General features: G+C 62.4%; 19 protein-coding genes. 3 read left to right on the plus strand and 16 right to left on the minus strand.

The window, feature by feature from the left end; translation table 11 throughout:
- Positions 1-442: 442 nt before the first annotated feature.
- The 4 genes from QME84_09460 to QME84_09475 all read right to left on the minus strand — a co-directional run bounded on the left by QME84_09460 (position 443) and on the right by QME84_09475 (position 4,476).
- Positions 443-1,627: a hypothetical protein gene (locus tag QME84_09460; GenBank protein ID MDI6874489.1), complete on the minus strand. Its 1,185-nt coding sequence runs from the start codon at positions 1,625-1,627 to the stop codon at positions 443-445.
- Between the two features lie 503 nt (positions 1,628-2,130).
- Complete coding sequence (locus QME84_09465; protein ID MDI6874490.1) at positions 2,131-3,087, minus strand: WYL domain-containing protein; 957 nt, start codon at positions 3,085-3,087, stop codon at positions 2,131-2,133.
- Between the two features lies 1 nt (position 3,088).
- Positions 3,089-3,217, minus strand: coding sequence for a hypothetical protein (locus QME84_09470; protein ID MDI6874491.1), 129 nt, complete (start codon positions 3,215-3,217; stop codon positions 3,089-3,091).
- A 428-nt stretch (positions 3,218-3,645) separates the two neighbouring features.
- Positions 3,646-4,476 carry an acetoacetate decarboxylase family protein gene (locus QME84_09475; protein ID MDI6874492.1) on the minus strand — a complete coding sequence of 277 codons (831 nt, stop codon included), beginning with the start codon at positions 4,474-4,476 and terminating at the stop codon, positions 3,646-3,648.
- A 648-nt stretch (positions 4,477-5,124) separates the two neighbouring features.
- Here QME84_09475 and QME84_09480 point away from each other — a divergent pair.
- A complete protein-coding gene (locus QME84_09480) occupies positions 5,125-6,108 on the plus strand; it encodes an acyl-CoA dehydratase activase (protein ID MDI6874493.1) in 984 nt (327 codons plus the stop codon).
- A gap of 95 nt (positions 6,109-6,203) precedes the next feature.
- Here the strand turns inward: QME84_09480 and QME84_09485 are convergent, their stop codons facing one another.
- The 6 genes from QME84_09485 to QME84_09510 form a co-directional block, all read right to left on the minus strand.
- Entirely contained in the window at positions 6,204-6,395 is a 192-nt protein-coding gene (locus tag QME84_09485; GenBank protein ID MDI6874494.1) for a CooT family nickel-binding protein, read from the minus strand.
- Complete coding sequence (locus QME84_09490) at positions 6,388-6,834, minus strand: DUF3842 family protein (protein ID MDI6874495.1); 447 nt, start codon at positions 6,832-6,834, stop codon at positions 6,388-6,390. Before QME84_09490 ends, QME84_09485 begins: the two co-directional genes overlap by 8 nt.
- A gap of 105 nt (positions 6,835-6,939) precedes the next feature.
- Positions 6,940-7,269, minus strand: coding sequence for a thioredoxin (trxA, locus tag QME84_09495; protein MDI6874496.1), 330 nt, complete (start codon positions 7,267-7,269; stop codon positions 6,940-6,942).
- Between the two features lie 57 nt (positions 7,270-7,326).
- A complete protein-coding gene (gene trxB / locus QME84_09500) occupies positions 7,327-8,280 on the minus strand; it encodes a thioredoxin-disulfide reductase (protein MDI6874497.1) in 954 nt (317 codons plus the stop codon).
- A gap of 460 nt (positions 8,281-8,740) precedes the next feature.
- The gene (locus QME84_09505; protein MDI6874498.1) at positions 8,741-9,598 is read right to left on the minus strand and encodes a DUF5667 domain-containing protein; all 858 of its coding nucleotides are present in this window, start codon (positions 9,596-9,598) and stop codon (positions 8,741-8,743) included.
- Positions 9,599-9,606: 8 nt separating this feature from the next.
- Entirely contained in the window at positions 9,607-10,191 is a 585-nt protein-coding gene (locus QME84_09510; GenBank protein MDI6874499.1) for an RNA polymerase sigma factor, read from the minus strand.
- Between the two features lie 289 nt (positions 10,192-10,480).
- Between QME84_09510 and QME84_09515 the strand changes: the two genes are divergently transcribed.
- On the plus strand, positions 10,481-11,035 hold the full coding sequence (locus QME84_09515; GenBank protein MDI6874500.1) for a hypothetical protein: 555 nt from the start codon (positions 10,481-10,483) through the stop codon (positions 11,033-11,035).
- Positions 11,036-11,320: 285 nt separating this feature from the next.
- Here the strand turns inward: QME84_09515 and QME84_09520 are convergent, their stop codons facing one another.
- The 4 genes from QME84_09520 to QME84_09535 all read right to left on the minus strand — a co-directional run bounded on the left by QME84_09520 (position 11,321) and on the right by QME84_09535 (position 15,782).
- The gene (locus QME84_09520) at positions 11,321-12,700 is read right to left on the minus strand and encodes a VWA domain-containing protein (protein MDI6874501.1); all 1,380 of its coding nucleotides are present in this window, start codon (positions 12,698-12,700) and stop codon (positions 11,321-11,323) included.
- Positions 12,701-12,722: 22 nt separating this feature from the next.
- Positions 12,723-13,631 (minus strand): MoxR family ATPase, encoded by a 909-nt coding sequence (locus QME84_09525; GenBank protein ID MDI6874502.1) that lies wholly within the window; start codon positions 13,629-13,631, stop codon positions 12,723-12,725.
- 210 nt (positions 13,632-13,841) lie between these two features.
- Entirely contained in the window at positions 13,842-14,597 is a 756-nt protein-coding gene (locus QME84_09530) for an HD domain-containing protein (protein MDI6874503.1), read from the minus strand.
- A gap of 690 nt (positions 14,598-15,287) precedes the next feature.
- Complete coding sequence (locus tag QME84_09535) at positions 15,288-15,782, minus strand: hypothetical protein (protein MDI6874504.1); 495 nt, start codon at positions 15,780-15,782, stop codon at positions 15,288-15,290.
- A 524-nt stretch (positions 15,783-16,306) separates the two neighbouring features.
- On the opposite strand from QME84_09535, the gene QME84_09540 reads away from it, so the two are divergent.
- Positions 16,307-17,326 (plus strand): radical SAM protein, encoded by a 1,020-nt coding sequence (locus QME84_09540; protein ID MDI6874505.1) that lies wholly within the window; start codon positions 16,307-16,309, stop codon positions 17,324-17,326.
- A 170-nt stretch (positions 17,327-17,496) separates the two neighbouring features.
- On the opposite strand, the gene QME84_09545 is transcribed toward QME84_09540, so the two are convergent.
- Entirely contained in the window at positions 17,497-18,321 is an 825-nt protein-coding gene (locus QME84_09545) for a mechanosensitive ion channel family protein (protein ID MDI6874506.1), read from the minus strand.
- 4 nt (positions 18,322-18,325) lie between these two features.
- Entirely contained in the window at positions 18,326-18,871 is a 546-nt protein-coding gene (locus tag QME84_09550; GenBank protein MDI6874507.1) for a hypothetical protein, read from the minus strand.
- Between the last annotated feature and the right edge of the window lie 284 nt (positions 18,872-19,155).

The following is a 19,155-nucleotide window of genomic DNA, read 5'->3' on the forward strand; positions in this document are numbered from 1 at the left end:
TCTTTTTCCGTATAGCCCTTAATAACAAGTTTTCTAACCCTAATCATGGTGACAAGAACAAGATTAACATTTTCCGATACAGGTGTGGGCTTTGCGGGACGGCGGTTCCGGATGGGGACTTTTTTATTTCCGCCGACCTTCGCAAAGCCCGTAGCCCTTGTCGCCGGATGACTCCGGCCAACCCCACGAACCGTGGTTTCATGGTATAAACCCCCGTGAAGATCGTTGTCCTTGCATGGGGACAGTTCTGTGTTCCCCGAGGGGGGTTTTTCCAGGCATGAGAGCGCTTTCTTGGCCCGCTCTCGGTGTGGGGATGCTCTTTCCCGGAGGGGAAATTCGGCACCCTGTCCGCGACCCGAACAAGGCACGCTCCTTCCCCATTGCCTTCACGCTCCTTGCTTGTGCCCCGCTCATGCTCACCACCTTGGGCACCCTGGCCCGCTCAAGGCTGCACCACCTCGATGTATTTCGCCTCCACCCAGGGAAGGGTGATAGTCCAGCCCGCCACCGAGGTGTAGGTATAGGAGCCCTTGATCTCTCCCCACACCCGAATAATGGATTCCTCATAAGCGGGAACGGTGCCTGCATAGGTCACATATATGGTGTCGTCCCAGAGGCCCCACTGGTCTCTGGTGACATTCATGCGAATATCGGTCGTGCCCAGGCCTTCCATTATCTGGACCACCTGGCCGGTAGCGAAGTACTTCTGCCCCTTGTAGGCGTCCGGGTTCTTTTCGAGCATGCGGAACTCGATGGGCCGGCACTGCGCCTTGTAGGTGGCCTCGTCCAGCTGGTAGGTCAGGGAGCAGCTGGTCGAGCCCTTCCTGCCCTCCTTCTCGGCGGTAACGGTCAGGAAGTTGGTGCCCTCGTTCAGGGTCAAGGCAGCGGTGAACCTGCCATCCTCTCTCGCCTGGAGGTGGAGCGGAGCGTTGGCGCAGCCGAGCACCACGACGCTGGCCCCCGGTTCTGTGACCCCCTCCAGCGTGGCGTTGGGGGAGTTGAACGTAAGGCCGGAAGGGGTGGTGAGAGTGATGGTCAGTTTCTCCGCGACCTCCTTTACCGCCGCCGGAGCCTGCGTACCTTCCTCACCCTCTTTTCCTTTATTTCCCGAGCCAAAAATGGAGGCAAGAAGGATTATAACTACCACTAACCCGGCAGTAGCGATCGCTATCATGCGCACTCTGGGACTTGTCTTGAACCAGCGCTCCTTGATCTTGGTAAGCGGTGCCGCGGCCCCGCCCGGGAGTTGGGGAAGATTCGCTGGGCCTTCCGGTGAGGTGGGCACCTTTTCCGTATCCGATGACGCGGTGGGTTCTTCCACCGCGCCGTCCCGTGCTGAAAGCGTGGAAGCGCTTTCAGCAAAGGGAGGTCGAGACATGCCTCCCACGAAAACGGACGACCACCGGGCGGTAGGTGACCCCTCCGTTCCTCCCGGATTACCATACATGGCCCGGGCCATGCTCCTCTGGTAGACGAAGGAATTGTACTCCCTCACCATGGCCGGGATGCGGAAGAGGTCGGCGAGCCACATGATGCCGAAGTATCCCAGGGTCAGGGTGTAGACGGGTGAAAGTTTCGCAAGGTACCAGCGATGCCCCACCAGCGTGGGCCAAAGGAGGTAGGCCACCCATACCTTCCTCTCGCCAGGGACGGAAGCTTTGCGAGCCATATACCATCACCCCCACCTTGTTTTTCCGGGACCGATCCCCGGGCAGGCCGTCACGAGCCTGAACCGCTGTCGAGGCCTCACCCCATCTCCGGAGGCAGGTTGCGGGCGTAGCACCCACGTCCACTGCCCAACCGGAGCGTGAGACGGAAGACTCGATCACGCAATTGCGCGGTTGTTCCCCCGCTCACCCTATGCCCGGGAATTAGCGGCTGTTTTCAATTATGGAGGGTAAGACTGCCAGCAGTGTGGCAGTTTGAAAAAGGAGTTTTTAGGTTTTTACGGGGGAGACTGCCAACTGTATGGCAGTCCCCTGGGCAACTTTAAGAAACGAGAGACCGTTGGCTTACAGGAAAGAAGCTCATTCAGCGGTAGGGGGTAGAGACCCTCGTAGATTACCTGTATGGGAGACAGTTGGCTCACGGGATGGAGGTCGTTCGGCCATGGCCGCATGCGGAGAGGGATCAGGAATACCTCTCCACGATTCCCCGGGCCCTTTCCAGGAGCATCTCCTTGAGCTCCGGGGGCTTGAGTACCTCCGCCTCGCCCCCGAAGGCCATGAGCCAGGAGCATATCTCGGTGAGGCCGCTCACCCGGAAGGAGAGCACGGCGCTCCCGTCCTCGCAGTCCCGGCAGCGCTGGCTGAAGTGCCAGATGCTCTCCTTGACGTACGGGGCCACCTGGGGGCTGAACCTCACCTCCACCTCGCAGGGCTCGCCGCGCAGCACCTGCCAGGCGTCACCCATGTACTCGCGGATGCTGAAGTCCTCGGGGGGCTGGAACCTCTCCTCCAGGAGCTCCGCCTCCAGGATGCGGTCCACCTTGAAGATCTTTATCTCCCCTCGCAGGTGGCAGTAACCCACCATGTACCAGGCGTTGCTCCGGAAAAGGAACCCGTAGGGGTCCACCTTGCGGTGGGTGACCTCGTCCCGGGAGAGGGAATGGTAGGAGATGGCCACCGAGCGGTCCTCCTCCACCCCCTTCTCCAGCGTGTCCAGGACGGGAAGGCGCCCGGCGTAGTTCACGGTGGGCTCCCAGGCGGGGGTGAAATGGACCGACTCGCGGATCACGGCCTCCCTTATGCCGGATGGGATGGCGGCGTAGATCTTCTCCATGGCGCTCTCCACCCCCCGCTGGAAAGGGGTCCCCTTCTGGCGGGAGAGGAGCTCGGCGCCCATGGCCAGGGAGAGCATCTCCGTGAGGTCGAACCGCACCGGGGGCAGGAAGAAATCCGGGGAGATACGGTAACCCTTCTGGTAATAGATGGGAATCCCCGCCAGCTTGAGGAGGCACACGTCCCGGTAGACCGTGCGCAGGGAGGTCTCGCAGCGCTCCGCCAGCTCCGCGGCCCCGATACCCGGTTTTCCCTCGATCAGGGTGAAGATCTTGAGCAGGCGCCACAGCTTGCTCGCCTTTTCCATGCTACCCACCTCGAGAAATCGAGGAGAGGGCCGTGCCGGCCAGGTAGAACCACTCCGCATCCGGCAGCTCCCTAAAAGAGAGGATTATCTCCCTCTGAAGCGGTGTTATGGCGCCTTTGCTCTCGAGCATGGAAATACTCCTTCCAAAGGTTCGCGATCTCCTCCGGTAGGTCGAGCTGAGGGAGTAACCCCTCAAGCTCGTCCCAGTCCAGGGCCGCCACGTCCTCGGCACGTCCGCGGGTGAGAACCTGCCTGATATACCAGTTCCTCTGGAAAGGGTCATCCAGGTTCAATTCCTTCGTGGACCACACGATGTATCTCTTCGGGCGCACCTCTGTTCCCTTGCTTCCCGGACCGGGTTCAAGTCGCTTCTTTTTTTCCTTCCTTAACCAGTATATACGGGGGAGGGCGGGGGGCCAATTTCCGCGCATGAAGGAGCCGCGCCGGATGACAGTCGAAAGCCCCGGAGGGCGGGCATGAAACCAGCCCCGGGACGACCGCCTCTCCCGCGGCGGCCGTACTCGAGGCTGGACGGCGCGGTCCTCCCGGCCGCTTTGCCTACCTGGAGGCCAGCTCCTCCAGCGGTATGCCCATGTTCTCCCGTAGGAGCCTGGCCAGAAGGGGCAGGGACAGGTTCTCCGGCCCGTAGAGGATGCACTGTATCTCCGGCATGTAGAAGTAGAGAAGGGGCTGGGTGGTCAGCAGGGTCCTCCTCAACTCCTGGGCCACGGGGTGGGCATCGCCGAGCTCCAGGCTGGCCTTGCCCCAGCCGGGCACCAAGGAGTAGCGGATGGCGTTGACCTTGAACTCCGCCCCCTGTGGCTGCTTGAACTGGTAGAGGTGGCAGAAGTACTTCATGACCCCGCTTCTCGAGGCCTCCACCTTCTGGCCCCGCAGGGTGAGGATGTGCTCCCCCCTCTCGGAGAGGCGGCAGGTGAGCTCGCTGTCCGTCTCCGAGAAATCGATCCCCGCCAGGAACTTGGGGTAGTTGTAGATGTCAATGCCGCCCCTCAAGGCCAGCTCGGTGGTCACCGGCAGGTGATGGATGTAAGTATGGAAAGCATTGCGTATCAGCTGGCGCAACAGGTTGTATCCCGGCAGAGGAAGGATCTGGGGGTCGTTGAGCAGCACCCCGATGGCGAACTCGTTGTAGGGCTCTATGTCGGTGTCGTAGTACTCGAAAGCGGTGAGATGAAGGGCACCGATCCCCGGAACTACCTGCGCCGGGGTATAACGTGGATCGGGGACCAGCCTCTTGAGGGCCGGGAGCGTGGCTGGAAAGACCGCGGTCATCGACCGGGCGCTGCGGTAGAAAACCGGAAGCTTGACCGTTTTTCCCAGCAGGGTGGCTTCCACCTGCTCCACACCCTCGAAGAAATCGTGATGCATGGGATCACCTCCTGTACCGACGTCTCATTTGATAGGTCGCAGCTTGGATTCTCCTCGCCTCCGTGGGACAGTTTCCCTCGTCCCGGCTTCACTTCCCGTTTCCTTCCAACCGGGGCAGCCGGCGGTGATGGAGTCCGGGATTCCCATCGGCCCACTCTCCCATCACCCTTACCCACCTTATTTTCTTCCACCCTTGCGTCTTTCGTAAACTTCCCATGGTGGAGATTCACCCAAGCCGCCATACTTTTGAAAATCCCGGTCAGGGCATCACTTTCGCTGGTCCACCTTTGCTCCACTTGGGCTGCTACGAACCTGATTATCACCAAGTAACCATGGGCGGTGAGCGGCATGATCCTCATGGGGGAGCGTGATCGTGGTCTTTGTGGGAATGTGCATCACGGTCTTCATCCGGGCGAGCCTACCGAAAGGGGATGCGATTGGGAGTTTCCCGGCGATGTGTTAGATTAATTTAAGGTAAAAGCGAAACCGAAAGAGGGTGCAAGGGGTTCCTGGAGGAACCTCATCGTCATACGGGCGCACGCCGAGCCGGACGAGGGAAGGGCCCAGCCTCTACAACCAGTATGGTTTATTCGACCGGCACGGACACGTACCGGGTCGAGTTAAAGGAAAGTAAAGGAAAGGACAGCCATGCGCGGATACCTGGGAGTGGACGTGGGTTCGGTGAGCACCAACCTGGTGCTCCTGGACGAGAACGGCGAGGTGGCCGCTTCCGTCTACCGGCGCACCATGGGACAGCCCATCCGTGCCGTACAGGAGGGACTGAAGGAGCTGGGGGCACAGCTCCCTCCCGACGTGGAGGTCCTGGGAGCGGGGACCACGGGGAGCGCCCGCCACCTGAGCGGCATCATCGTGGGAGCGGACATCGTGAAGAACGAGATAACCGCCCATGCCGTGGCCGCCCTGCACGTGGTCCCCGGGGTGCGCACGGTCCTGGAGATAGGCGGGCAGGACTCCAAGATAATCATCCTGCGGGACGGCATCGTGGTGGACTTCGCCATGAACACCGTGTGTGCCGCGGGGACGGGCTCCTTCCTGGATCACCAGGCGGCAAGGCTGAACATCCCCATCGAGGAGTTCGGCACTTACGCGCTGCGGGCGGAGACGGGAGTGCAGATCGCCGGGCGTTGCTCGGTCTTCGCCGAGTCGGACATGATCCACAAACAGCAGGTGGGACACCCCATCGAGAACATCATCTACGGCCTGTGCGAGGCCCTGGTGCGCAACTATCTCAACAACCTGGCTAAGGGTAAGAGCATCGAGCCCCCGGTAGTCTTCCAGGGAGGGGTGGCGGCCAACGTGGGGATGAAGCGAGCCTTCGAGGAGGCCCTGGGGATGGAGGTGGTGGTGCCCAAACACTACAACGTCATGGGGGCCATCGGGGCAGCCCTTCTGGCACGGGAGCTCAACCCGGCGGTCACCAACTTCAAGGGTTTCCGGGTGACGGAGATCGACTACCGCACCTCCAGCTTCAACTGCAAGGGATGCTCCAACAACTGCGAGATAGTGAAGATAATGGTGGAGGGGGAGACTCTGGCCCGCTGGGGCGGGCGCTGCGGCAAGTGGGAGGTGGACCTCCCGGGCGCCAGGGTGGAGCGGGCCGCCTCGCTGTAGGAGCCCCGCTTCATTGGTAGGGCCGGTATCCCTAAAGGAAGATACCTCAAGCCCCGGTAATCAACGGAGGGGACCGGCGTTCCCCAGCTCGCGGTTCAATGGCTTTCCCGCAGGATGATGCGGTGGTCCAAGAGCTCCACCTCGGCGATGCGGGCGGAGAGGAGCTTCTGCTCGCCGAATACGTCCACCAGGAGGAGCTTCCCCTCCTCGGGGCGCACCTCCACGACGTCCTCCATGACCTTTTCCAGTTCCCCGCCCCGGTCTATGTAAACGGCCGCCTCACACATCCTTCTTAACCTCCTTGCCTTTCTCGACCTCCTCGCACATCTGTTTCACCATCTCCACCGCCTGCTCGATGAGCTTGGGCAGGGGAGTATCCCCGGTCCCCAGTATGTCGATACGGGGGTGGGTAAGGGGCAGGAGTATTTTCCTCCCCCGGGCGGAGGCGATGGCCTCGGCCATCCCCGGCGTGAGCTCCCCCATCATGGAGTTGGGGATGAGGATGGAAAGGCTTCCCATGATCACGTCGGCCTCCCCGATGCACACCCGGACTGCGTTCTCCCCCGTGGCTCCGCGGTTGGCCCGCGCCTTCATCATGTTTCCGGTGGCGATGGCGTTGGCTCCCAGGGCGATGATCTCCGTGTCTTCGGGGAGGTTGCGCCGGAGCTCCAGGACGATCTGGTGCCCAATGGATCCCCCCATTCCGTCCACTACGGCGATCTTCATCTCAGCTCCTTGGTCGTGGTCCTTCCGGTCCAAGCCCTGTTAGGTGTTTTTTTACAGGCTATTGGGGCCAGGCCCTTTCACTGCTTCCCCTACTCCTCTTACCGCTCACTGCAGCCAGGTGCGGAATTCCTCCACGAAGGCCTGCTTGGGCCGCGCTCCCACCAGGCGCTTCACCGGCTCCCCCTTCTCGAAGAGGATCATGGTGGGGATGGACTGGATCTGGTAGTTGCGCGCCGTGGACATGGCCTCGTCCACGTTGAGCTTGCAGACCTTGATCTTGCCCTCCCACTCCTCGGCAGCCTCCTCGAGGATGGGGGCCATCATGCGGCAGGGACCACACCAGGGGGCCCAGAAGTCCACCAGGGTGGGCTTGTCGCTCTTCAGCACCTCCTGCTCGAAGTTCCCATCGTTGAGCTCTATTACCTTTCCGGCCACCACACACCTCCTCGCCGTTGTGACCCTTGATTATCTTGTTCGTGACCCTCGATCCATTCACACGTAGGCCGTGCCCTTGAGGTTCTCCACGTGGAACTGGGCGTTGAGCGCCGCCCTCACCCCGTCCCCCACCGCGGCGGCCACCTGCCAGACGGCGCCGGCGCGGACGTCCCCTGCGGCGAAGACCCCGTTCATGCTGGTCCGCAGGTCGGCGTCAGTTATGATGAAGCCTCTCTCGTCAAGCTCCACCACGCCCCGGAGCTCCTCCGTGTTGGGAAGATTTCCCACATAGAGGAAGACACCGTCCACAGGTAGTTCCTCTTCCTCTCCGCCCTCGACGGGGGCCAGGATGAGACTCCTTACCTTCTCGTCGCCCCGGATCTCCTTTACCACTCTCTTCCACCTGAAGTCCATCTTGGGGTTGGAGAGCGCACGCTCCTGGAGGATCTTTCCAGCCCGCAGGCGGTCGCGGCGGTGCACGATGACCACCCTGCTGGCGAAACGGGTAAGGAAGAGGGCCTCCTCCACGGCGGAGTTGCCTCCGCCCACCACCGCCACCACGCCGTCCTTAAAGAAGGCCCCGTCGCAGGTGGCGCAATAGGAGACGCCGCGGCCGTGGAACTCCTCCTCCCCGGGGACCCCCAGCTTGGCTGGTCGCATGCCGGTGGCCAGGATGACGGCGTAGGCGCGGAGTTCGCCCTCCTCCGTCTCGAGGACCTTCTCCTCCCCCTCCTCCCGGAGGCCCAGGAGGGGGTTAAAGGAAGCTATACGCAGCCCGAAGCCCTCTGCCTGGCGCCGCATGCGGTCCACCAGCTCGTACCCGGATATGCCCTCCGGGAAGCCGGGATAATTCTCAATGCGCTCAGTGAGGGCCGGGGCGCCGCCCGGGGACTGTTTCTCGATGAGCAGGGCGTTCATACGCGCCCGGGCCAAGTATATCCCCGCGGTAAGTCCCGCCGGGCCTCCGCCCACCACCACTACGTCCAGCACCTCGTTTGGTTTCTCTCCCATGCTTTAATCCCGCTTTTCCTCTCTTTTCCCGGCGGCTACCACGCCCCCGTGTCGCGTGCTGTGCCGTTCTCCTCACCCGATTAACTTGATTATTTCTTCGTTTCTTCGATTATAAACCACTGGGGACGGAACGACCTGTTCCACGTCATAGCCTGGAGGCATGGGGGTAGACGGGCGCCGGGATCGTGAGCCGGTTCCTATTAGCGGGGCATGGGTGGACAGCGGGACCGATATTGCCAGGTTTGGAATCAGCTTATGTTGCCGTCTTCGCTCAAGGGGCGAGACGGGCAGAAGCGGGAGGGTCTAAAGAACCAGGTTTTGAACTAATTTTCCTTCAGGCTCCGCTGAACTTTTGGCTTTCATGCCGCCGGTCATCTGCCTGAACCTCGGACAGGGAGAGGGACTAACCCCAGATCTTTCCCTTCCCACTCCGCTGAACTTTTGGCTTTCATGCCGCCGGTCATCTGCCGGAAACCAGGGCAGGGAGTAGGTCTGACCCCAGATCCGTCCGGGGAGAGGGAAAGGGGCTGACCCCGGGTGTGCTTGGGGGCTTCGGCGTCTCGACGGGGGGCTGGGGAGGCGGCACCGGCGGAACGTCCTCCCGGGGCTTGCCCCCCTCCTCCCATTCCAATCCCATCTCCCACGGAGGTGGAACGGCCTCTCCCAGCTCCTGAAACGTCTCGTCCAGTTCGTGCCTGAGCGATTTCGCACCCTCAGCCGGCATCTGGAGTGCCAAGTCTCTGAGCTGGAGAAGCAGCCTTTCGAGAAGGGCCAGGGCACTGGACCGCACCTCGCCGGCTTTCTCTTCCGGAAGTCCAGCGCTCTCGCGGAGAGCGGAGCGGATGTCCGCGATCGCGTCGTGGGCCAGCCCCACATACCATCCGTTCATTTCCCTCTCCCCCGCGTACTTCAGCTCCTTCAGGCGCTTTTCGGCATGGGATAAACTGACGCCAGCCTCGCTTTCACCTCCGGGAGTGAAGGCGCTGTGGACGTTTTCCAGGAAACGCTTTACCGAATAAAGGGGGTTTCCAGGCATGGCGTAAGTTGACGCAACCCCCATGCTCACCAGCACGGCGAGCACGATCATCGCCGCCGCGACGGCCCGAGGCCAGGTAACCCTCCGGCAGCGCAGCGGTACCACCGCGCTCTCCGCTCGTGCTTCTCCTTCCGCCTCGACCGTGGAATTCATCGCCATGGCGCGCAGGGCTTCCACCTGCGAGAGCAGGTCCTCCCTTATTTGGGCGGCTCTTTCGCTTGGCGGAATAGCGAGGCCCGCTCTCCGCACCTCCTCCTCGAGTTTCCTCGTCGAGGGCTTCATTTTTACGCTCACCTCGTCTCGCGCTTAAGGGCTTTTCTGAGGGAAACCACAGCCCTGTGCTGGAGGGCCCTCACCGCGCCCGGGCTCCGGTCCATGATGGCAGCTGATTCCTTTACTGGATAGCCCTCGATGAACCTCAAGATGATGATTTCCCTCTGTTCAGGAGGAAGCCCCCTCACGGCCCTGTAGAGATCCTCGTACGTCATCAACCTCAATGTCTCATCCTCGGGATTACCCTCCGGGATAGGAGAGGGTTCTCCCTCCAGGCTTACGGTCGGCAGCCTCTCCGCGTTTCGCAGGTGCTCGGCCAAGACGTTGCGGGCTATCCCGTAGAGCCATCGGCCGATGGTCCCGCCCCTGTCCTCGAAGTTTCCTATGCTCTTCAGCGCCTGGGCAAAGACCTCTGAAGAGAGGTCATCCGCCACCTCCAGGTCACCGACGTGGAAATACATGTACCGCCTTATCCTCTCGAAGAACAGGTCGAACAGGGCCTCGAAGCCACCAGGCTCGTACTTCTTGGCCTTCCGGGCTATCTCTTCCAGCTCCTTTACGGAAGGCAGCCCTTTCATCGAAGGCGGTGCCTTCGCGCGCATGTTTTCTCCGTCCCACGTCCCGATCGCGACGTTGCTTTCTTTCTCAACATGTTTATCGGCACAAACCGCTTTTTGTTACTCGGCCGGAATACCGCCTCCAGTACCCCACTTCCATCGCACCGCATGGAGCTGCATGGATAAGGGCCGGGCCTTTCCCGTAACAAAATCGCTTCTTCCTCCATGAACAGGGTGAGAGGCTTGAGAAAAACGGACCCGTTCGCGGCGGAAAAGCCCCCATCGGCAGAGGACATGCGATTTATGGCGCGAAGGATGCGAGGAGGTGGTGAAAATGCGGAAGGGAACACGCGGTCGAGGAATCCCGGTGGTTATCATGGCCGTCCTGGCTTCCCTGCTCACGGCGGTGAGCGCCATGGCGTCCGGCGCTCTTCCCGAGGAACCCGCGGCGGCTGAGGAGCGCCCCGAGAAGGGCGTTACCATCCCGAAGGATCTGGAGGAGGTCCTTCAGAGGATTGACGCTTTGTTCGTGAGGTGCCTGGAGGTCCTGAACGGCGTCCTGGATAAGGTGGCCGAGGAGGCCCGCCACGCCATAGAGAGAGCCATCGGCCTGGTAACCAAGGCGCGCGAGTTTATGGCCAGCCTGAAGGTTCCGGCGAAGTGGGCGATTGAACCGGGAAGACCCGGGTTCGCTTACCCCGGAAGGGGAGCACCGCAGTCCCCGGAGGAAGGAGTACCTGGAGGAAGGTGTCCGGAGGAAGGGAGTCTTCTGATGCCGATACCGGACAAGGTACCCGAAAACATAACGGTACCGGACTGGGTGCCCGAGGGCATGGTGCATGATCAGAGGGATTTGCCCGGACTGCCTGCGCGTCCCGGCCGTGAATAAGACGTAGCCACCAGGCCGGTCTATGCGGCGGTGGGCCGATGTGAGTGGGGCATTGGGCCGTGCTGCGGTTGAAAATCCGTGTTGATGTGGGGCTCCCCACGCCCCCGCAGGCGGGAGAGCGTACCCAGGGGTTAATACCCCGGGGTATAATATTCCAAGATCGGCCCTGTCATGGCCTCCGTTCAGTGGGGCACCCACCGGAACCTCGGACGAGGAGAGGTGTTGACCCCAGATCTGTTTCCCGGAATACCCCCAGGGATATCACGATTCAAGACCTGACCCCTTTCATAAAAGGAGGGAGGAGACGGTGTCCTCGAGGTCCTTGAGGGTGCGGCATACCCTCACTTCCTTGCAGTGGGGGGCATATTCCCCCATCACGCTGTCTCCGGTGTCCCAGAAGGGTTTGGTCTCCGGGTTGAGCCAGATGATGCCCTTGCTGCGGTCGCGCATCCTCTCCAGGGCCCAGGTGCAGGGGTCGTTGTAGTTGTTGCGGGCGTCCCCGATGATGAGGATGTAGGTGCGGAAGCCCACGTCCTGGAGGTATCGCTCGCAGAACTGGCGGAAGACGTAGCCGAAGTCGCTGCGCGCATGGTAGGCGATCCCCGCTTCGGTAAGGGCCCTCCTCACCCCCCTCTCGATATCCTCCTCCTGGAAGAAGTTAGTAACTTCCCCCAGTTCGTCGACGAAGACGAAGGAGCGCACCTTGGCCAGGCAATCCTGCAGGGTGTACACGAACTGGAGCATGAACTGGGAGACGCGGGCCACCGAGGAGGAGACGTCGCAGAGCACCATGAGCTCCACCTTCTCCAGGCGCTTGGTGCGCAGGACCAGGTGGAAGGGGACCCCGCCGTAGCGCATGTTCTTGCGCAGGGTAGCCTTGACGTCCAGCTTGTCCCGGCGCATCCGCTTCTCGCGCAAGGAGAGCTTGTTGCGCAGCTTGCGGGCCAGGACGTCCACCGCCCGCCGCATCTGCTGTAGCTCCTGCTCGTCCAGGCTGGCGAGGGGCCGGAGCATGAGACGGTCCACACGCTCCGAGGAAGGTATACGATCCAGATTGCGCGCCTGTTCTCGCTCCACGTAGCGGCGCACCTGGCGGCGCAGGGCCTCGCGGTTGGCCTGGTATATCCTCTCCAGCTCCTCGAGTTCCTCCTCTGTCCAACCCGCCTCCCGCAGACGGGACTGGAGCTCCCGGAAGTCCTCTTCCATCTTCTCCCAGTCGAAGGAATCGAAGATACGCCGCGTGTACATGCCCACCTGCATGCGCGTGACGAGCTGGGAGGTCCCCACCGCCCCCGCGGCGGCGCGGATGAAGGACTCGAACTCTCCACCCCTTCCCGCCAGGAGGAGCATGAGCAGCGGGTTGTGGCCATTCTGTGCCGCCATGGCCTGCAGCTCCCGCTCCAGGCGGGCCAGGAGCTCCTCGTCGGGAGCGGCCACCTCCCCGGACCCCTCCAGCCCGTAGAAGTAGAGGGGGAAGAGCTCATCGAAGACCGCTCCGTCCTTCCTGGTCTTCACCAGGGCGGCCTTGAGGGAAGCCCGGAAGACCTCCGGGTCTTCCATCCCCGCCGCCTCCACCGCGGACAGGGCGTCGATGCTCTCCGCGGTGGAGACCGGGACCCCGCGATTGCGCAGGCTTCTCACGAATTCGAGGATGCGTTCCTCCACGACGCGGACCTCCCAGGGCGGATCATCCGGTAGCGATGTGGTGCAGGTTCTCCTCCGCCTTCCGGATGTCTTTCTCGTACTTGAGGACGATGTTCAGGGTGTCCCGCACCAGCCCCGGCTCCAGCTTCTCGGCGTTGAGCACCACCAGGGCCCGGGCCCAGTCCAGGGTCTCGCTGATGCCGGGGACCTTCTTCAGGTCCAACCTGCGCAGGCGGTGCACCGCGGCCACCACCTGTTCGGCCAGGCTCTCGGAGATTCCCGGGACCTTGAGGCGGACGATCTCCATCTCCTGTTCCGGGGTGGGGAAGTCGATGAACAGGTGCAGGCAGCGCCTCTTGAGGGCGTCGCTCAGCTCCCGGGAGTTGTTGCTGGTAAGAATTACCATGGGGATGTGCCTGGCCTTGATGGTGGAGAGCTCGGGGATGCTCACCTGGAAGTCGGAGAGTATCTCCAGGAGGAAGGCCTCGAACTCTGGGTCCGACTTGTCCACCTCGTCGATGAGGAGAAGGGCCGGTTTCTCGGAGAGGATGGCCCGCAGCAGAGGCCGGGGGACGATGAACTTCTGGGAGAAGAAAACTTCGTCCTGTCGGGCCACCCGCTCCACGGCCTCGGCCAGGTCGCGCGCCCCGGCCAGCTCCTCGGCCAGGACGTCCTTGAGGATCTGGGTGTAGAGAAGTTGCTTGGCGTACTCCCACTCGTAGAGGGACTTGGACTCGTCCAGGCCCTCGTAGCACTGCAGACGGATGAACTCCCGCCCCAGGGCGGCGGCGGTCACCTTGCCCAGGTCGGTTTTGCCCACTCCCGCCGGGCCCTCCACCAGGACGGGTTTTTCCAGCCTCTCGGCCAGAAAGATGACCGTGGCGATCTCCTTGCTGCAGATGTACTTCTGTTCCGCCAGCTTCCGCTGTACTTCCTCGATGCTTCCGAACATGCCGCTTCCACTTCCTTTCTGTATTCGCTTCCTTTCTGTATTCGGCTCTCTCGTCCACCGCCTCCCGACGGCGTCTTCCTCCCTTTATCTATCGGCTCCTCCCGGGCCGACGGGACCCGGGGAGGACACGGTCCCGAGGAGGTCAGTCCCGTCCCCTGGACGTCCTGTAACGTGATGTCCGGCGAAGTCCCGCGGCTACCCGACCGCTCCTCATTCCGCCAGCCCGTAGATCCGGGCCAGCTCCCCGAAGAGCCTCTCCCCGATCTCCAGACCGCGGGCGATGAAGTCCGGCCCGTAAACGCGCCCCGTGGGGGTGCGGAAGGTGTCCGCCACGCGCAGGATGCCCTCCATGCCGGTCCGGAAATGGCGCAGGAGGGCCGGCAGCGGGATGCCCGCGGGACCGGCCATGGACCACAGGGTATCGGTGAAGTTGTCCGGCCCCCAGCGGAACTTGTCCGCGTCGTAGAGGGCGTCGGAGAGCACCTGGAGGGCGGGGTTTTCCAGGGGTTGCTCGGGACGGAAGGCCTCGTGGTTGCGGATGGCCTGGACCACCGCCTCCCGCTCCACCCTCTCCAGGTCGAAGTCGAGCAGGATGCGTCCCGCCTCCTCGGCGCCCCTCCGGGCATGGTCCCTCTCCTCCCTTCTAATGTCGTGCAGAAGACCCGCCAGGTGGGCCAGGAGTAGGTACCTCTCCCGTCTCTCCTCGCCGAGCGAGGGGGCGGTCTCGATGAGCACCAGTGCCCCGGCGTCCACCGCCACCTTGACCACGTGGGAGAACCCGTGGCCCAGCCGCTCCCCCCTCTCCTTCACCATGGAGAGGGCCTTCCGGGCCATGGGGTGGCTTTCCAGGGCCAGGCGAGAGGCCTCCACCTCTATGCTCTTATCGGCATAGAAGCGGGGCGGTTCAACCTCGCGGGCGATGCGCAGGGAGATCTCCCTGGCCTCCCGGTATTCATCCAGTAACAACGCAGGGGCCTTTCTCGACTCTTATCCCTTACCTCGAGGGGGACCGTCGCCTCTTCCGGGACCTCTTCCCGACCGCGGCGACTCCGTGCCTCGTGCCCAGCTCGTCGTTCTCCCCCTCGACCGCGACGGGGAGGCGGTCAGGACCGACAACATGATTGTATCCCAAAAGGATCGGGGGCCGCGGTCACAAGATCATTCGGCCGGCTGAATGCGCCTGGCGGACCGGTTCCGGCGAGGGGGCGAGTCCTTTCGCCGGTTTCGCCTCCGTCGCCGGTTGCGCCTGCTGGAGATTTATAGAAGAAAAGCGGGAGAAAAACCGCACACGACCGATGTCGATCGGCGAACGGGCCATCCTCTTCTGTTTTTCGATCGGGGACCAGGCGTATGTGGGCCGCACCGGGGAGGGTGGGCCGCACCGGGGAGGAAATTTTTTCGCGCGCCGAGTCCACGACGAGGAGTTTGCGCCGGGAATCCGTGCTCTCGCGCGACGAGCGAGCGACACCGGGCGAGGCGCGGTCTCGTCCGGGTAGAAGGTGCCTCGACGACTCACGATCGGGACGGAGGTCGTCATCCAGCCGGAAAGCCCCTTGAAGCGCCGAAGGGAAAGCTTCCCGGCACGGCGCGCAAGATGGAGGCCGGGATGGGGAACTCAAGCGCCCTCGGGTCTTGATTCCTGCTTTGCGGTCAATCTTATTCTCCGGCATCCGGGCCGTTTCCCGATGGTGAAAGGGTGCTCCCCCCTTCCGCCCGGTCCACCGCGGCCTCTACTCCCCCGGTCCGCAGGGAGGGGGCTTTTCCTTCCGCCGCGGGCTTTTCCGGCTCCTCACCCACCTGCATGCGGAACGCCCTCCTGGCCAGGGTCGCCAGGGGGAGGGTAAGGAAGCCGAGGTTTCCCGCCAGCACCCAGAAGGCCAGAGCGAACCCGGCTATCGTTCCCCACCCGATGGCCGAGGCCCAGATGGTAAACACCAGGCCCGGCACGCAGGTGGCCAGGGCGAGTAAGCCGGAGCGGCGCCTCAACCTCTGCAGCCGGGAGGAGGCTTCCACGGGATGAAGGAGGGTCCCCGGGCCCTCTTCTTTTTTTCTTAAATAGCGGGAGAGTATGACCAGTAACGAGCTGTCGGGTACCTGTCCCGCCAGCTGCATGACGGCCCCCACCATGGTCACGTTCACGATGGTGACCATCCCTAAAACCATCACCCACGCAACCATGCTGTTATATTAAGGGGTCAGGTCTTGAATCGTGATACCCCTGGGGGTATAAAGTCCAGGCGGAGGTTACCTTTAATTCCATTCCCCGCCAAGGCATCGTGCTGTCGAAAGAAAGCCCTTGCGCGCGAGTTTCGGGATCCGGGAGGCGGGTGTCCCTTAACCCGTACAAGACCGACGTCCCTCACGAGGCTCCCACATCAACGCCGCGGATGGGGGCGGGGGAGGCGCGCGGGCGGGGGAGCGGGGCCCTATTCCGCCGCGATGAAAACGGGTCTAAAACGCGAGGGTGTTGAATACTCGGGCTGGATACGGGAACGGGAGTCATCCCCGGTGGCCCTCCATGGCCGACATACAAGATCGCCATCCCGGGTCGAGACCACATGATAGCGGTGACGTCAAAGGTCCGTTCCCGTGAGCCGCGTGGCGAACATCACCTTTACCGCCCTTTGAGACCGAGCATCGCTTCTACCGCCCTTGGAGACCATATAATAGAGGTGATGTTAAAGGACTATTTTTCCATCCTGAGCGGGGAGAGGCCGGCACGCCACTGGGCGAGCAGCCGCGTACCCGCGGGGTCGGACAGCCTGGAGGAACTCTCCGACGAGGAGCTGTGGCGGCTGCACGACCGGGCCATGGAGGACTTCCGCCGGGCCTGGGAGGAGAGGTCCTGGCAGCCTGAGCCGGCCTCGCCCTCCCTCCTGGACCTGAAGGCCCTCCTGGCCCGCCGCATGCTGCGGGACTGCCACATGTGCGAGAGGAGGTGCGGCGCGGACCGCGCCGCGGGAGAGAGCGGCTACTGCGGGGTGGGCGCGGTCTCGAGGATCGCTTCCATTTTCTTACATTTCGGCGAGGAGCCTGAGCTGGTCCCCTCCCACACCATCTTCTTCTCTGGGTGCACCTTCCGCTGCATCTACTGCCAGAATTGGGACATCGCCATGGATGCCCGCGCCGGGAGCCCCGCCGACCCCTCCTACCTGGCCGCCGCTCTGGTCCAGGGCATGCGGCAGGGCGCACGCAACGCCAACTTCGTGGGCGGAAACCCCGACCCCAACCTACACACCATCCTGGAGACCATCATCCTCCTGGGAGAGGATGGAAGGAACCTGCCCATGGTATGGAACTCCAACATGTACACCTCCCTGGAAGCCATGCGCCTCCTGGAGGGGGTCATGGACATCTACCTGGCCGACTTCCGCTACGGGAACGACGAGTGCGCAAGGCGTTACTCCGACGTGGACCGGTATTTCGAGGTGGTGAGCCGCAACTTCTCCATCGCCTACCGCCAGGGGGAGATAATGCTTCGCCAGCTCCTCATGCCCGGGCACCTGCACTGCTGCACGGAAAGGATAATGGAATGGGTGGCGGAGAACATGCCAGACATCTATTTCAACCTCATGTTCCAGTACCGGCCCGAGTACCGGTCCGCCCTGTACCCGGAGATGAACCGCCGCCCTTCCGGGGAGGAGAAACGCGAGGCCATGGCCATCGCCGCCCGCCTGGGTATCGCCCTCTCTTAGTGCAACCGCCATCATGTTCCGCCTCCTCAGCTGCGCAGCAGTGCCCGAACAATTCACATCCAGATCATACGTACCAAGCGACGGATATGAAGGCCGTTTGTCGGAATGACACCTTACGAGGGAAAGCGCATTGGTTGACCTTCTGAGTCCGGCCCGGCATGGACAAAGGATCATGAGCTGGGCTGAGTGGTGATGACGGGGAAAGGATCGGTAAAACCTTCCTCCTCCAATCTCCGCTTCACAGTGGAAATGGCCCGCGACTTCACCTCCAGCGGATTAAAGATCACGGGGTCCAGCCAGAAGTACACCCGTAGATTGACCAAGCTCTCCCCGAGCTCCTCCAGAACCACCAGGGGAGGGGGTTCCTCCAGGACTCCCTCCACCTCCCGCACGGCCTCTTCCGCCACCCGGGCTGCCAGGGCAGGATCGGCAGTGTATTTCACGCCCACCTGAAAATCGTAGCGGCGCCTGCGGTTCGCGGTGCTGTTGATGACCATGCCGGAGAAGAGGGAACGGTTGGGGACGTAGGCCTTGCGCCCATCGAACATGCAGATAATGGTATCCCGCACCCTCACGTCCTCCACCACTCCCTCCACGTCCCCGAAGCGCACCGCGTCGCCGATGACGAAGGGGCGCTGCAAAATTATGGTAATGCCGGCCAGGAAGTTCTCGATGACGTCCTTGAGGGCGAAGCCTATCCCCACGCTTACCAGCCCCAGGGAAGCCACCAGGGCCCCGGGGTTTATCCCCATCACCCCCAGGGAGACCAAGACCCCCAGCACCATGATTCCCGTGAACACCAGGCGTGAGATCACCCGCGAGGCATGCTCGGCGGCGTTGACCCTCTTCACCGAACGAGCCACCAGGAACCGCGCCACCCGGGCCAGCAGGTAAAAGAAGAGAAGTACGATAACGCCCACCGCAAGCGAAGGGAGGCGGGATATGAAACCGTCCCACAAGTCACGGAAGGCGTCCAGGACCATGTTTGCGGTCATCACTTCAGGGCTTCACCTCGACGTTCTTCTCTTCCCCGGTTTCACTCGCTGATCCTTCATCGCTCGCCGCCTCCGTCGGTCGGGGAGGAAGGTCCCTCAGCCACTCCTGCATATCCTGGGGAAGGTTCTTTTCCACCCAGGCCCAGTCGGGGAAACCGTCTCGCACATAGGCATAGACGTTCTCTCCTCCGCTTTCCACCAGTTCCTGGAGGGAATTCCTGAGGCCGTCCTGGGCCCTCAGGAAATCGGTCTGATTCTCCCGCATGTTGGCCTCGCTGTTCTTCACCACTATCAGGACCTCATCGGCCCCCTTCACCGCCTTGGCGGCGGTGAACGACCTTCGGTAACCGGGAAGCAGGATGGCCACGATGACTATGGCCACCACCACGACCGTGACCACGTTGACCACCAGGGCGGCGATGAGGCTCACCTTGCGCCTTTTCTTCTCCGTCCGGGCTCTCTCCTTCCGGGGCCCGGGGACTGCCGCTTCCTCCGGCAAAGCGCCTTCCGGCGGCCCGGGAGGGCTTCCCTGCTCGTCCCTGCGACTCATGGGCATCACCTCCGTTTCATAATCCTTCTTTAGGATAACCGAAAACCCTGCAACGTTCCCGCGAGGTCTTTTACGCGGAGATTTACTTTAAAGCTTGCTCATTCTTTACATCAACTTCACCGATTGTCCCCATCGTCTTTACGCGGCCTTAACAAATTATGCTTAAACTTAAACCATGGCTCGTGTGAGCCAAAGCTCGAGCGCACCGCGCGAAAGCGCGAGAGGAACAATCCACGGCACGACCGGCGTCGCAGGGATAGAGTAGGTTAATAACGATGCAGGAA

This window comes from Actinomycetota bacterium (assembly GCA_030019255.1).
Classification (GTDB): domain Bacteria; phylum Actinomycetota; class Geothermincolia; order Geothermincolales; family RBG-13-55-18; genus Solincola_A.

Bases quoted from the DNA above. Each gene is read 5' to 3' on its own strand.
- QME84_09470 (MDI6874491.1), bottom strand. From the start codon at position 3,217: ATGCTCGAGAGCAAAGGCGCCATAACACCGCTTCAGAGGGAGATAATC.
- QME84_09490 (MDI6874495.1), bottom strand. From the start codon at position 6,834: ATGAAGATCGCCGTAGTGGACGGAATGGGGGGATCCATTGGGCACCAG.
- QME84_09480 (MDI6874493.1), top strand. From the start codon at position 5,125: ATGCGCGGATACCTGGGAGTGGACGTGGGTTCGGTGAGCACCAACCTG.
- QME84_09475 (MDI6874492.1), bottom strand. From the start codon at position 4,476: ATGCATCACGATTTCTTCGAGGGTGTGGAGCAGGTGGAAGCCACCCTG.
- QME84_09550 (MDI6874507.1), bottom strand. From the start codon at position 18,871: ATGAGTCGCAGGGACGAGCAGGGAAGCCCTCCCGGGCCGCCGGAAGGC.
- QME84_09540 (MDI6874505.1), top strand. From the start codon at position 16,307: ATGTTAAAGGACTATTTTTCCATCCTGAGCGGGGAGAGGCCGGCACGC.
- QME84_09465 (MDI6874490.1), bottom strand. From the start codon at position 3,087: ATGGAAAAGGCGAGCAAGCTGTGGCGCCTGCTCAAGATCTTCACCCTG.
- trxB (MDI6874497.1), bottom strand. From the start codon at position 8,280: ATGGGAGAGAAACCAAACGAGGTGCTGGACGTAGTGGTGGTGGGCGGA.
- QME84_09510 (MDI6874499.1), bottom strand. From the start codon at position 10,191: ATGCGCGCGAAGGCACCGCCTTCGATGAAAGGGCTGCCTTCCGTAAAG.
- QME84_09505 (MDI6874498.1), bottom strand. From the start codon at position 9,598: ATGAAGCCCTCGACGAGGAAACTCGAGGAGGAGGTGCGGAGAGCGGGC.
- QME84_09535 (MDI6874504.1), bottom strand. From the start codon at position 15,782: ATGGTCACCATCGTGAACGTGACCATGGTGGGGGCCGTCATGCAGCTG.
- QME84_09515 (MDI6874500.1), top strand. From the start codon at position 10,481: ATGCGGAAGGGAACACGCGGTCGAGGAATCCCGGTGGTTATCATGGCC.
- QME84_09485 (MDI6874494.1), bottom strand. From the start codon at position 6,395: ATGTGTGAGGCGGCCGTTTACATAGACCGGGGCGGGGAACTGGAAAAG.
- QME84_09525 (MDI6874502.1), bottom strand. From the start codon at position 13,631: ATGTTCGGAAGCATCGAGGAAGTACAGCGGAAGCTGGCGGAACAGAAG.
- QME84_09545 (MDI6874506.1), bottom strand. From the start codon at position 18,321: ATGACCGCAAACATGGTCCTGGACGCCTTCCGTGACTTGTGGGACGGT.